This is a genomic window from Actinomyces israelii, from assembly GCF_030253495.1.
Taxonomy (GTDB): Bacteria; Actinomycetota; Actinomycetes; order Actinomycetales; family Actinomycetaceae; genus Actinomyces; species Actinomyces israelii.
In genome coordinates this window covers 582,896-596,613 of the sequence record NZ_CP124548.1, presented here as the reverse complement: position 1 = coordinate 596,613, position 13,718 = coordinate 582,896, and the positions used below count along the sequence as shown (strand labels likewise).

Sequence of the window (13,718 nt, the reverse complement as noted above, 5' to 3'; positions counted from 1 at the left end):
CGATCTCGACGAGGGGGGCGGCGGAGGCAGCGGCGGCGGGACCCAGCCCGGCCCAGACCGCCCCGGAGTCCCGGAGTCAAGCCCCTAGGCATACGGAGACGACTCGGTTAGGCTGGGTGAGATCCCTTCAGCCCTGCCTCAGGAAGGATCCGACGTGAGCGACCCGAGCCTTGAAGACCTTAAGGCGGCATCTGACGTCGTGTGGGACTACGGCGTCAGCGGCGACCTCGCCGCCAAGCTCGATGCGGCGGCGACCACGGTGGAGGATCAGGTCGAGCCGCGCAATAACCGCAAGTCCAGGTACGGCACCAAGTTCGAGGGGTACTACGCGGAGCTGTGGGCCGACAACATCCAGACGGCCAACAACGACGCGGATCTGCTGGCCGGCCGCCTGCGGGACGTGGCCACCGGCGTGCGGGACCTGGAGGAGGACGCGCGCCAGGAGCAGGAGCGCATCGACGCGGCCAGGGAGTGGAGGAGCAGGCGCGATAGGCGCTCGGACCTGGAGAAGCTGGGCGAGAGCATCGACGTCCTGCACCTGTTCCATGGCGACGAGAACCCGCCCAAGGCCGATCCCGTCGAGCAGATGCACCAGACATACGACTCCTCGCCCGCGGGCGCGCGCCAGGAGCTCGTCGGGACGAGCATCACCAGGGTGTCCTCGGCCCTGCCCGACGACCTGCGCAGCTTCACCTCGGAGGAGCGGGGAGCCACCGATGAGATCCGCAACACCCCGGCCACGCTGGGCGGCCTGGTCGAGACCTTCCAGGAGACGTGCAAGTGGGGCACTCTGGACTGCAGCCAGGTCCTGGTGGGGTTCGCCAACTACATCACCGCCAACGACGACGACTGCACCCGCACCGACATCGTCGCGTCGAACTTCGAGGCCGCCGGCGGCAGCGGCACGATCTCCACGGTGTCCGACGCGGCCATCACCGCGAGCCTGGAGGCCAACGGCATGTCCCTGCACCGCCCGCAGCTGGAGATCCCGGCCGTCGAGGCGACCGGCAACCTCCCGACGTCGGGGTACGCGAACGACCCGGTCAACACCGCGACCGGCAACTTCGTTAAGAACGAGGAGGACCTGCGCTACGAGGGCGGCACGGCGCTGCTGGGCTGGACCCGCTCCTACTCCTCGCTGAGCCAGAAGGTCGGCGGCCACGGCCCCGGCTGGGCCTCCTTCGACGGCTGCGGCCTGCGGTTCGACGACGACGGCGCTTCCTGGACGCTGCTGGACGGGCGAGAGGTCGTCTTCCCGCGCATGAGGGACGGCTTCGATCGCGCCGCGCATGAGAGCTTCTGGCTGTCCGTCACCGAGGACGGCTGCGTCATCACCAATAGCGCGGGCGCCCGCTGGGAGTTCACCCCGCAGGGACGGCCGACGTCCTTCACCCTGACCGACGGCGCCACGATCACCTTCGACTACGACGCCGACCGGCTGGTGCGCATCCGTCACGTGCGCGGGCACGAGATCGGCGTGGAGTGGGACGGGGACCGCATTGCCGCCGTGCAGGCCGACGACGGTCGGCGGGTCGTCTACCGCTACGAGGAGGGCCGGCTGGTCGAGGCCGCGGGCCCCCTGGGGTCGCGCCGCTACGAGTGGGACGAGGACGGGCTGATCAGCGCGGTGATCGACGCCGACGGCGTGGTCGAGGCCCGCAACACCTACGACGATCAGGGGCGGGTGTCCACCCAGACGTCCCCGTTCGGGCGCGTCACGCGCTTCGCCTACTTCTCCGGCCGCGTGACCGCCGTCTCCGACATGGACGGCGGCCGCTCGAACACGTGGGTGGCCGACGCCCGCGGCCGGCTGCTGAGCGTCACCGACTCCGACGGCAACTGCTCCCGCATGGCCTACGACCGGCTGGGGAACCTGGTCGTGTCCACGGACCCGGAGAGACGGCGGACCGTACGCCAGTTCGACCAGCGCAGTCGCCTGATCACCGAGCTGGCGCCGTCGAGGGCCATGACCCGGCTGACCTACGACGACCTGGACCGTCTGACCGACATGGTCTCGCTGGAGGACGGCACCGAGGTCGCCCGCACCACCATGTCCTACACCGGCGCGCAGCAGCAGCCCTCGGAGATCATCGACGGCGAGGGCGGGCGGACCCGGATGGTCTGGGACGCGGGCCTCCTGCTGGAGGCCACCGACCCGACCGGCGTGACGGCGCGCTTCGAGTACGACGCGCACGGCGATCTCGTGGCCTGCATCGACGCCGAGGGCAATACGACTCGTATTGTCCGCGACGGGTCGGGCCGGCCGCTGGAGATGATCATGCCCTCCGGCGCCACCACGCGCTTCTCCTACACCCCGGCGGGCCTGCTGGCCTCCCGTACCGACCCGGACGGCGGCCGCTGGAGCTACGAGTACACCGCCGGCGGTCGCATGACCGCGATGGTGAACCCGCTGGGGGCGCGCACGGGCCTGGAGTACGGCGAGCACGGCGAGCTGTGCGCGACGATCGACCCGCTGGGGCGCCGGGTCGAGCAGGAGCTGGACGATCTGGGCAATGTCAGCCGCGTGCGGCTGCCCGACGGCGCGGTGTGGGAGCTCACCCATGACGCCATGTCGCGGCTGAGGCAGACCGTGGACCCGACCGGCGGGGTGTGGACGCGCCACTACGACCAGCTCGGCAGGCTGAACGAGACCGTCGATCCCGCCGGTGTGCGCACCTTCCAGCGCCACAGCACTGCGCGCCGCGAGATCACCGTGGGCGATGCCGCTTCGTCCGCCACCGTGAAGATGGACAGGTGGGGGCGCGAGAGCGCCACCGTCCTGCCCGACGGCTCACAGGTCACCATCCGCTACGACCGCGTCGGGCGTCCGGTGGAGCTCGTCGACGCCGTCGGCGGGCGCACCACCATTGAGCGCAACCTGGCGGGCCGCCCGGTGCGGGTCCGCCGCCCCGGCGGCTCGAGCGTGCGCTACGACTACGACGCCTGCGGGCGCGTGGCCGGGGTGCGCAACGAGATGGGCTTCCGCACCGAGCTGGGGTACGACGTCGACTCCCGGGTCGTCTCCGAGACCTGGCCCACGGCGGAGCGGGGCTGGACGCGCTACGACGCGTGCGGTCGTGTGGTCGCGCGCCACGCGCCGGGATCGGGGACCTTCCGCTGACCTATGACAAGGCCGGCCGCGTGGTGGAGACCAGGGACCCCTACAACGGGGTGCGCCAGTTCCGCTACGACGAGGCCGACCAGCTCGTGGCGGCCATGGGCGGGGCCGGCGGCACCACCCGCTACGAGTACGACGAGAACGGCCGGGCGGTCCGAATCACCGACCCGATGGGCGGGGTGACCCACCGCACCTTCGACGCGATGGGCCGCTGCACCAGCGAGACCGACCAGCTGGGCAACACCTCCTACGCCTCCTACGACGCCGCGGGGCGCTTCATCAAGAACGTCGACGCCGACGGGCACGTCATCGAGGTCGGCTACGACGAGGCCGGTCTGGAGTCCTCCTTGAGCGCTGACGGGCGCCTGGTCTCCCGCACGAGGCGGGATGCGCTGAAGCGGACCAGCACGGTGGAGGACTTCGCCGACCCCGGGGGCGCGGTGACGCACACCCTGTCCTATGACCCGCGCGGTCTGCTGGTGCGCCACGACCGCGAAGGCGCGTCGGCGGCCTCCACCAGCTGGGTCTACGACGCCGATGGCCTGCCGGTGAGGGTCACGGCCCCCAATGGGGAGGCCACGACCTACCGGCGCGACGCCGCCGGCGCGGTGGTCGCCGTCGAGCACCCGGGCATGGATGCAGCGGTGCTGGAGCGCGATGAGGCGGGGCGCCTGGTGGGCGCCGCCGTCGGGGCCACGAGCCACGAGTGGGCCTTCACGGACGGGTTCATTACGCGCCATACCCGCACCGGGGACGGCGGCTCATCGGCGTCGGTCATGGACTACACCGAGGACGGCCGGCTCGCCTCGGTCACCACCGACGGGGCCACCACCGCGTACAGCTACGACGCCTCCGGCCAGCTGACCGCGGCCGCGGGCCCGAAGGGCACCAATACCTGGGCCTACGACGCCGGGGGCCGCCTGACCCTGGAGAAGGTGGACGGGACCACCTGGAAGCGCACCTACAACGCGGCCGGCCGGCTGCTGCGGGCCACCAGCGACCGGGAGAGCGTCACCTACACCTACGACCGCTCCGGGCGGCGCACCGGGGAGGAGCATTCCGACGGGCGGCGCCGGGAGCTGGAATGGGGGCCCCTGTGGACCCTGGCATCCGTCACCGATCACCACCACGACCGGGTGGTGCGCACCACTACCACGGTCGATGCTCTGGGCCGGCTCGCCAGGGTCAACAGTGAGCGGGTCTTCTTCGACGACGTCTCCGGCGGCCTGCTCCAGACCGGCCGGGACTCCGTCGTGCGCGCTGGGCCCCTGACCGCCCACGCCCGGGCGGGCTGGCTGGGCGCCTCCTGGCGGCCCGAGCGCCCCACCGACCCGGCCGACCCCTACCGGCCGCCCGCCCCGCAGGCCACCACCGGCCCCATCGGCATCGGGGCCGGCGGCGAGGTGCGCGTCGCCGGCCTGGAATGGACTGGCGCCCGGGTCCTGGACCCCGCCACCAGCGGCTTCCTGTCCCCCGACCCCATGGAGCCCACCACCGGGGCCGGCTGGACGGGGAACCCTTACTCCTACGCCGGCAACAACCCCGCCAACCTCCTGGACCCCACCGGCCTGCACCCCGTCTACGCCGCAGAGCTGGACGAGTACCGCAAGGCCAACTCCCCCAAGTGGGGTACCGCCCTGGCCATCGCCGCCGGGGTCGGCCTGGCGGTCTTCGGCGGCCCGGCCGGTATCGGAGCGGCCATCGCCATCGGCGCCGCCCTGGGAGCGGGCGGCAACCTCATCGACCAGGCCTGCTCCGGCTACCCCGTCAACGCCGGCGAGGTTCTCATGAGCGGGGCCCTGGGCGCCCTGGGCGGAGGCATCGGCGCCAAGGTCGCCGGGCTGCTCGGGCCGCTGGCAGGCGGCCCCCTGTCACGACTCAGCACTTCCGCCATCGGATCGCGCCTCGCCCAAGGCGGCATTGGCGCCGGATCTGGCGGAGTCTCCGGCTTCGTCACCGGAGGCCTGGGCGCCCTGGCCACCGGAGGCGACTTCTGGCAAGGCGCCTGGAACGGCGCCAAAGACGGAGCCATCTCAGGCTTCGCAGGAGGAACAGCTGGCAGACCCCCGAGACCGTCGACCAGGTTTAAAGGCGCTACGGCAAAAGTCTGCACCAGCACCTCAGTGGCGCGAAACCCCAACGACATTGGTATTAATCCGATTGCCCCTCGCGCCAAACAGACAACCCGCGGGATTGGCAAGAGCCCTACACAGAACCAATGGGTGCAGGATAGGATCAACTATCTCAAGTCGATCGGCGCTACGGACTTCCGGGTGGACCAGCACCAAGTCAACGCCCAGCGGCAACGCGTGGGGCAGAACCGTCCGGATATCCAGTACACTTACGAAGGGACGCGCTACTACGAGGAGGTTGACACGAACGTGTCGAGCAGAGGACCAGGGCACGCCGACCGTACTCTGGCCAATGATCCAGACGGCGTCGTGTACCTGTGGACAGTGGATTAGGAGGAATAATGTTAGCGCTGTTCGGTAACCGGCTCGCGCCATTGACCTACTCGATAGGCTTCCTGGACGTGCCACCCAAGAAGGTGGCGCAAGCCATGGTCAGATTCTTCCGGCGGGTCCACCACGGCGGAAAAGCCACACAACTCACTGGATCCCTGGAGGACAACCTCTTCCAGCTCCAGCCCCTGGTCATCGCCTCGCGCCCCCGGATCCTGCTGACCTCCACCGCCCTGGAAGGATGGACAGCAATGTTCGACGGAGACGCTCATGGTCAGGGAGTGGGCCAGTTAGCCTCACACATGGCCTGCGAACTCAAGGCCCGCGGCTGCTTCGTCGCCGTCGCCCCGCCCGCCGCGGCCACCGGAAACAAGTCCTTGGGAGGCCGGCAGTTCCATGTGCTCGGCCCCGAGCAACAGCTCGGTTACGTCCGCACCATCGACCTCATCGAGAACTTCCCCGGCCGGTGGGAGTTCGAGACCACCGGCCAGCCCCAGCCCTACGAGGACCTCCAGGCCTACACCAAACGCAGGCGCACCGACCGCCTCACCGAGCAGATGCTCACCAGCTACACCGCCGTACTAGGACTGCACCCCTGGCAGGAGGACTTCTACCACAACCCCTCCTACCTCATCACCAACGGCGAGACCATCCGCTACCCCGCCACCCTCGCCCAAGCCCGAACCCGCCTCGGCCTGACCAACTGAACACACACCACAGCGCCAGGGCAGTCCACACAAGCACCGCCCTGTAGGCGAATCACCGCCAGACGGACAACGTCGGCCGATCGCACACCCTTCAAAACCCAGACTATGGACTGCCGGGTGAGGTGCCTGGTGTTTCTCGGACAGTGATGGAAAAGAAGACGGTTTCGAGAAGCGAGGTTGAATCGGCTCATGGCAGCACAGGGACTCGGCAGTGAGCTCGGGGTGGCGGGTGGTCCTTGAGGTCGTGGGCGAAGGGGCCGGACAATAGCCGAGGTGGCGGGGCCTTACGTGGTTCCTTGGGGCGGTGGGGGGCTGGGTCAGGAGATGGCGGAAAGGCCATCCGGAGTCCGTGAACTCCGAGGTCGGTGCGGAGCGGTCGGCGGGGAGCAGGAGGCTGCGCGCCTGGCTGCGGGAGGCCAGGAGTTGGGAGGTGGGCTCCTGGGCAGAAGCGGCTTCCTTCCTTCGCCCAGAGGGTCCCGGTAGGCGCCCCGCGCTGAGTCCACCGCGGTAGACAGGAGGCTACCCGATCACCGTCGGTGTGCCGCTGTCTAAGAGTATCCAGGTCCGGGTACTGCGCCTTGGACGGGGAGGCGGCCATCAGGACCCGCACGACGCAGATAAGGGGCTCAGCGCCTTGATCGAGTGGGTCTTCAACAGTTCCCGCGCTACCCTGCGGGTACCGAAGGGTCCACGCCGCCCTGGCTCGCAGAGGCGTTGAGACGAGCCCGGACACAGTGCGCTCCGTCATGCCTGAGCAGGGCCTGGAGGCCGCGCAGCCACGCCGAAAGGCCCGGCGCCACCGTCCCCGCCGCCAGTGAGCCGGGGGTGAAGCGGGTGGGCGACATCCACCTGTATCCGCACCCGGGGAGGGACTCGATCTGTCTGGCGACCGTCCCAGGCTGCTGCACGAAGAAAGCAGTCGGGTACGCGATTGGGGCGACAGCACGCGCACCGACTCCGTTATGCGAGGCGATCGATATGGCGGTCCGCAGATGCCCGTACACGACAGGAGAGACGGTATTCCACTCGGACCGGGGGTGCCAGTACACCTTCGAGCAGCTCGCCAGGCACCTGGAGAACTACGGCACTCGCCCTTCGGTGGGCAGGACCGAGGTGTGCTGGGACAATGCTTGGGCGGAAGTCGGCGGGTGCGACCCTGAAGAACGAGAGGGCCTATCAGATGGTGTATTCCACAAGAAGCAAGGCCATCCGGGCTATTGCCTCCTGGATCGAGCTGGAATACAATCAGAAACGACTCCACTCCGCTCTAGGGTACAGGACGCAGGACGAGGCCGAGGAGGAGCACCGAGCAACAAGACAAGCAGCCTGAAAGACCGCTTTCAGGGCCGTCCGAGACACGCCCAGCAGCCCACCGGTACCACCAGGGACAAAAGGACTTCATCCAGACGTGACAACCGTGCGTGTCATGGCGCCTACAGGAGGAAGATATCCCCACCCTACTGGTTACGTGAATTACTCCAAGGCTTTGCCAAACGGAAAGTACCAGACCGTTCACCCGGCAACAGGAAGATCTGTCTCAAGGTCAGATCCCGCATGGCACATACCCTTGGAGTTCGGACAGTATCCACCGTTTTGGCCGAAATGACTAAAATGATCGGTGGCACCCTCTCAAGATCCAGACCACATCGAGTAAATATGCCCAAATGGACGCAACATGATTGAGATCCGCCAGCTGCCGCGTCTAACGCAAGCCGACCTCCAGGCCCTTCCACAACTGGAGGGGGAAGAGGATCCCTTGCATACCGACGGGGTGCTCGATCTGGCTAGCCTGTTTGACATCATTATCGATGTGCGCCGCGCCGAAATCCTCCTGCTCCTGGACAACCGAACCACCGACAACTTCTACGTGGGAAACGCTTGCCTTCTGGTCGGACGCGACTTCAACAACCTCGACTACCCCTACCCTCACGCGCAAGGCCCCTTGGGCGAGCCCATCAACTCCCACTGGACGATCCCCTACCGCAACAGCCTCCTCTTCATCGCAAACATGGGGGTACTACAGCAGTGGGATTTCAATTTCTCCGCCGCACACATGGATTTCTTCGCTGTCGAGGTTCCGGGTCTCGTCGATCCGCTGCCATCCTATGGCGACCCCGCGGACGAGGTCTCCGAGGCCTTTATCGAAGAGAACATGCCTCGCTGGACCTCGAAAGTGAACATCCTGGGCGTATCCAGCCGTCATCACGACGAATCCACATGACACCGAGACCCGTGTCGCTCGCCACAGATTGACAGAACCATCCACAATCGACATCCTCGCTCGAAACCAAAACAGATTGGATCGGAGCGACTGAACACCAACAACAAAACATGACAATTCAACAGGCCTCTTATGACGAACCTCTTTGGAACCCATTTCATATTCTGTACCGATACCGAAAAATCGAGATTCGCCAGCTGCCCCGTCTGACGCCAACCGTCCTGCGCGCGCTTCCTCGACTGACAGGGAAAAGAATCCCCTTACTCTTCGACGGCGAGGCTCTCAATAAGGTCGGCCTGTTGGACATACTCATCGACGTGCGCCGAGCCGAAGTTCTTTTGCTCTTAGACAATCGGGAAGCGGACAACTTCCGCAGGGCCAATACCTGCCTCTTGATCGGACGCTGATTCAGCAACCTCGACTACCCCTACCCCCGCCGTCAGAGAGAACCAATCGGAGTGCCCATCGACTCCCACTGGATGATCCCGTATCGCGGCAGCCTTCGCTTCATCGCAAAAATGGGAGGAGACGTCTCTTGGGATTTCAGCTTTTCCGCCACACGTATGGATTTTTTCGCTCTCGACATCCCAGGTCTCATCGACCCGCTGCCATCCTGTAGCAACCCCGATGACAACCTCTCCGAGGCCTTCATCGAAGAGAACATGCCACTGCCACGCTGGACGTCGAAAGCGAAGATCCGAGGCGCATCCATCCTCCACTACAACGAGTTCACATGGCAATAATTTTTGAAAGGAACTCACGATGGCGACATTATCAATATTCAACCGCCAACACTCAGTCCCCCTCACAATGTCCGAATTCGGCGATCCTGAGTATTTTGACAGCCCGCCCCTCTCGACTCCCATCTGGTCGACCTGGACTACCCAACTCGACAAAAGAAGGAAGCACTCCATCATCAATACTCTCAACATCGAGAAGCCCGCTCTTCCGGCCCTCAAATCAATGAGAAAACCAGTCGCGATTGACAGTAAGGGCGAGATCGCACGGCTAAACCGAAGACTGGCACTCGACAGAATCCTCATAGATCCCGTCCACGAGGCCCGGTGCAGTATCGATTTCGACGAAGAATCAACCTGTACTGGAAATCCCGCGTGTTTTCCTGCTGTCCCCTTGAAGTTCCCAAGTCCACCAATCGCACCGTGTCCGGCCAGCTGGTTGAGCAACGCAGGCGCAACAACACACGTTCCTGGTGGCGAGCGGCGACGCGCGGGGCTCAGACTATCCTGGCAGCTACACCGATATAATCAAGGCCGCCTTCTTGAAGACTTCGGCCCGCGATATCAAGGCCTTCCCGGCCACTGTCTACCGGTACCCGCCGCGAGGCCCGCCAGGCGCGCTCGAGGATCACCACCCAGATCCGACCGGCGATCCTCGTCCCGGCCAGTTCCACAGGGTTCCCCGTATGGACCGGCGAAGTCGAACCGGACCCGGCCCATTATCGTCACCGCCGCGTGCGACCACATCCTGCCCACCCTGCCACCGGGAAGCCGGAATCGGTATCCTCGTCCCCACCAAGGAGCCTGGGCAGAGACTCGTACAGCAAGCGGCCGAGCCGCTTCATCAACGGCGTGCGAGCACTCACCCGGAGTGGGCCGTCCTCTTCACACACCGCAAACCCCTGCGACACGGCACGCCATCCTCCCACGCATCACAGCCATCACCGCCACAGCTCTTGCCCTACAAACAATCCCAACCTGGCAAAAACTCAAGATATGATATGATTGACATTGTATACCTCATTTTAGAGGAACAACATCACTGGAGACAATTGACATGATCTTCTTCCGCAAGCGCAAGAAATATCGTCCGGACTACAGGGCCATCGTCGATATAGCCGAACGCTACCAGGACCGATGGTCCCCAGATATCAAGCCCGAGATCGAGGACCTGCATAAACACGGCGAAGAAGGAGTCGCATTCGAGCTTCTCATAGTCTGTCTCTACGAGGGGGCGATAGAGCCGACAAACGAGGAGAAGCAAGTACTGACGGAGCTGGGTGAGGATATGAAATTCTCGGAAGACGACATCTTCTTCTGGCCCGACCCGCCCCCACGACACAACCACCAGAACCCGCCCTCAGCATGACCGAAAAGTTGACTGTAAGCGAAAATGACAGCCCATTACCAACTCGAGCCAAGTTGAGTCTGACTGAGTGAATGAGAATCGAAGAAATGACAAGCCTTATCAATCCCGACCCTCCTCGGCCACTCCCAGCGAACCACACAGTCGGCGAAAGCCGCACACAGAACGAGTGGATTCACGCCTGGATCGAGTATCTCCGATCGATCAAGGCCGATGATCTTCGACTATATCAGCAGCAAGTCAACGCACAGGGACGGCGTGTGGGAATGAGCGTGCCGACCATTCAGTACACCCACAGAGGGACGCGTTACTACGAGGTGGTCGACACGACCATCTCGAACAGGTGTTCGGAGCATTCGGACCACATCCTGACCGACGACCCCGCTGGCAGAGTGTACCTTTGGGAGGTGGACTGAGAACCGTGATGACAACGCTTTTCGACGGTCGACTCGCGCCACTGACCTACTCTATCGATTTCCTGGACGCCACGCCGAAGAAAGTGGCACGCGCCGTGACACGATACTTCCGAGGGGGCCCCACCATGTGGGGACGAGCCACCAAGCTCAACGGAACGCTGCAGGGCAATCTCCTGAAGCTTCAGCCTCTGATGGTCGCGGCTCGGCCTAAGATCCTGCTGACCTCCACAGCGCTGGAAGGCTGGACTGCCATGTTCGACAGCCACGCACACGGGCACGGTGTCGGAGAACTCATTGCCTACCTGGCAGGCGCAATGAGAACGCGCGGCTACTACATCGCAACCGCCTCGCCCGCCGCCAATCCCGCCCACGGGCTCGGCGGCTGCCAGTTCTACGTGCTCGGCCCGGAGGCGAAACTCGGCTACATCCGCACGATCAATCTCATTGAGAACGACGCCGACCAATGGGAGTTCGAGACCCGAGGCGAGATCCAGCCCTACGAGGACCTCGAAGCCTACAAGCGACCCAGGTACGTCGACCGCTTCACCGAGCAGATGCTCACCAGCTACGCGACCGCAGTAGGACTGCACCCCTAGGAGGAATCCTTCTACCACAACCCCTCCTACCTCATCACCAACCGCACACGCACCCCCTACAGTTACACTCTCGCCCAAGCCCGAACCCGCCTCGGCCTGGCCAACTGAACACACATCACAGCACCTGGTCAGTCGCCGTAGGCGAATCTCTCGCCAGACGGATAACGTCGGCCGATCGCACACCTCGACATCGCCAGCCTGCACCCCGTCACCGCCGAGGAACTCGACGGCTACCGTAAGGCCAAAGGCCAACTCCTCCAAGTGGGGTACCGCCCTGGCCATCGTCGCCGGGGTCGGCCTGGCCTTCGTCCCCGGCGCCCAAGGCCTGGGGTCGCGCTCATCGCCGGAGCCGTCCTGGGCGGCGGAGCCAGTCTCATCGACCAGCTCTGCACCGACTACCCCGTCAACGCCGGCGAGGTTCTCATGAGCGGGGCCCTGGGCGCCCTGGGCGGAGGCATCGGCTTTGGAGCGGGCAAAGGTTTCCAGTGGGCCGCCAAGACCAAGGTCGGTGAAACCATCATGGTCCGCGCCACCAAGCACGCCAGTATGATTCCCATCGGTCAGCACCTCGCCCAAGGCGCTGTCGGCTCAGTCTCCGGAGCCGCTACCGGTTCCCTGTCCGGTGCCGCCACCGGGGGCCTGGGCTCCCTGGCCACCGGAGGAGACGTTTGGCAGGGCATCCGCCAAGGCGCCTGGAACGGCGCCAAAGACGCGGAGCTCTCGGCGGATTGGCGGGCGGCGCAGCCGCATCCAAGTCACCGGCCACCGTCACACTCAATGGAACGGAATACCCCGCAGCGATCTCCAGAACCGCAACTTGGCCTGCAAACCGGGGAGCCGGGACAGTGTTCACCGTACCGAAGGGAACGCCAGGACTTCGCCCCAACGTGGTGGAGACGCGCGTGATGGTCCCCAAGGGAGGGAGGTACCCTTATCCTAACAGTTACGTGAACTACCTTAATAAGGGCAACCAAGCCGTTCACTCCGCCACCGGAAGGACGCTCTCCCCATCCGATCCGGCATGGCATATACCCTTGGAGTTCGGACAGTACCCGGCTCTCTGGCCAAGTTGACCGGCTAGCCCCACTCCCCGGAAGGAGAACAAATGGGCACCGACACGATCGAGATCCGCCAGCTGCCGCGTCTGTCGACAGACGACCTCAAGGCACTGCCGCAACTGCAGGGATACGACGACCCTTTGGGCGGCGACAACACTCTCTTCTTGGCAGGCTTGTTGGACATCCTCATCGACCCGCGCCGCGCCGAGATCCTCCTACTCCTGGACAACCGGAGCACGGACAACTTCCACGAGGGCAACACCTGCCTCATAGTCGGCAGGGGTTTTCACAACCTCGACTACTCCTACCCCCGCCACCGCCAGGGCCCCATCGGAGAGCCCATCAACTCCTACTGGATAGTCCCCCGCCCAAACTCCTTTCTCTTCATATCTACGATGGGCCTGAGGTACCAATGGGATTTCAGTTTCTCGGCCACGGGTCTGGATTTCTTTGCCCTCGAGATCCCCGGACTCATAGAGCCACTGCCCTCCTATGGGTACCCGGGAGACCCCCCCGAATCCTTCTTCGAGGACAACATGCCGAAGTGGAACTCGAAAGTGAACATCCTGGGCGTATCCAGCCTCCACACCCAGCCTCCACACGGACAAGGCGGGTCAGGCCCGGACGAACTGAGGTGCCTGGTGTTTCTTGGACAGTGGTGGAAAGAGTACTGTTTTGAGAGATGAGGTATAATCTGATTATGTCGGCGCAGAGATTCAGTAGTGAGCTCAAGGAGCAAGTGGTCCGCGAGGTCGTGGAGAAGGACCGGACAATAGCCGAGGTGGCGAGGTCCTACGGCCTGGTTCCTCAGACGGTGGGAAACTGGGTCAAGAAATGGAGGAAGGACCACCCGGAGTCCGTGGACTCCGAGGTCGGTGCGGAGCAGTCGGCGGAGAACAGGAGGCTGCGCGCCGAGCTGCGAGAGGCCAGGATGGAGATCGAGCTCCTGAAAAAAGCGGCTTCCTTCTTCGCGCAGGAGTCCCGGTAACCACCCGGCACACGTTCATCCACCGCGGTAGACAGGAAGCTACCCGATC

General features: G+C 64.8%; 12 protein-coding genes and 1 pseudogene. All 13 read left to right on the top strand.

All coding sequences use genetic code 11. The features are described 5' to 3' along the window. Window positions 1–154: 154 nt before the first annotated feature. Window positions 155–3,121 (top strand): DUF6531 domain-containing protein, encoded by a 2,967-nt coding sequence (locus tag AIF0345_RS02325; protein WP_285297013.1) that lies wholly within the window; start codon window positions 155–157, stop codon window positions 3,119–3,121. A 20-nt stretch (window positions 3,122–3,141) separates the two neighbouring features. Continuing rightward, window positions 3,142–5,583: an RHS repeat-associated core domain-containing protein gene (locus AIF0345_RS02320; protein ID WP_404975966.1), complete on the top strand. Its 2,442-nt coding sequence runs from the start codon at window positions 3,142–3,144 to the stop codon at window positions 5,581–5,583. An 8-nt stretch (window positions 5,584–5,591) separates the two neighbouring features. Continuing rightward, the gene (locus tag AIF0345_RS02315; RefSeq protein WP_285297011.1) at window positions 5,592–6,287 is read left to right on the top strand and encodes a hypothetical protein; all 696 of its coding nucleotides are present in this window, start codon (window positions 5,592–5,594) and stop codon (window positions 6,285–6,287) included. A 686-nt stretch (window positions 6,288–6,973) separates the two neighbouring features. Continuing rightward, window positions 6,974–7,105 (top strand): annotated as a pseudogene (locus AIF0345_RS16615) (hypothetical protein); the annotation flags it as partial. 308 nt (window positions 7,106–7,413) lie between these two features. Beyond that, the gene (locus AIF0345_RS02310) at window positions 7,414–7,617 is read left to right on the top strand and encodes an integrase core domain-containing protein (protein ID WP_285297010.1); all 204 of its coding nucleotides are present in this window, start codon (window positions 7,414–7,416) and stop codon (window positions 7,615–7,617) included. Window positions 7,618–7,962: 345 nt separating this feature from the next. Then, a complete protein-coding gene (locus AIF0345_RS02305) occupies window positions 7,963–8,508 on the top strand; it encodes a hypothetical protein (protein WP_285297009.1) in 546 nt (181 codons plus the stop codon). Between the two features lie 110 nt (window positions 8,509–8,618). Next, window positions 8,619–8,915 carry a hypothetical protein gene (locus tag AIF0345_RS02300; RefSeq protein ID WP_285297008.1) on the top strand — a complete coding sequence of 99 codons (297 nt, stop codon included), beginning with the start codon at window positions 8,619–8,621 and terminating at the stop codon, window positions 8,913–8,915. A 51-nt stretch (window positions 8,916–8,966) separates the two neighbouring features. Further along, window positions 8,967–9,251, top strand: a complete 285-nt coding sequence (locus AIF0345_RS02295; protein WP_285297007.1) for a hypothetical protein — start codon at window positions 8,967–8,969, stop codon at window positions 9,249–9,251. Window positions 9,252–10,302: 1,051 nt separating this feature from the next. Next, on the top strand, window positions 10,303–10,614 hold the full coding sequence (locus tag AIF0345_RS02290; RefSeq protein ID WP_285297006.1) for a MafI family immunity protein: 312 nt from the start codon (window positions 10,303–10,305) through the stop codon (window positions 10,612–10,614). Window positions 10,615–10,700: 86 nt separating this feature from the next. Then, complete coding sequence (locus AIF0345_RS02285) at window positions 10,701–11,027, top strand: hypothetical protein (RefSeq protein WP_285297005.1); 327 nt, start codon at window positions 10,701–10,703, stop codon at window positions 11,025–11,027. 5 nt (window positions 11,028–11,032) lie between these two features. After that, window positions 11,033–11,623 (top strand): hypothetical protein, encoded by a 591-nt coding sequence (locus tag AIF0345_RS02280; protein WP_285297004.1) that lies wholly within the window; start codon window positions 11,033–11,035, stop codon window positions 11,621–11,623. A 1,105-nt stretch (window positions 11,624–12,728) separates the two neighbouring features. Next, window positions 12,729–13,367 (top strand): hypothetical protein, encoded by a 639-nt coding sequence (locus tag AIF0345_RS02275; protein ID WP_285297003.1) that lies wholly within the window; start codon window positions 12,729–12,731, stop codon window positions 13,365–13,367. A gap of 14 nt (window positions 13,368–13,381) precedes the next feature. Continuing rightward, window positions 13,382–13,669 (top strand): transposase, encoded by a 288-nt coding sequence (locus AIF0345_RS02270; RefSeq protein WP_285297002.1) that lies wholly within the window; start codon window positions 13,382–13,384, stop codon window positions 13,667–13,669. Window positions 13,670–13,718 lie beyond the last annotated feature (49 nt).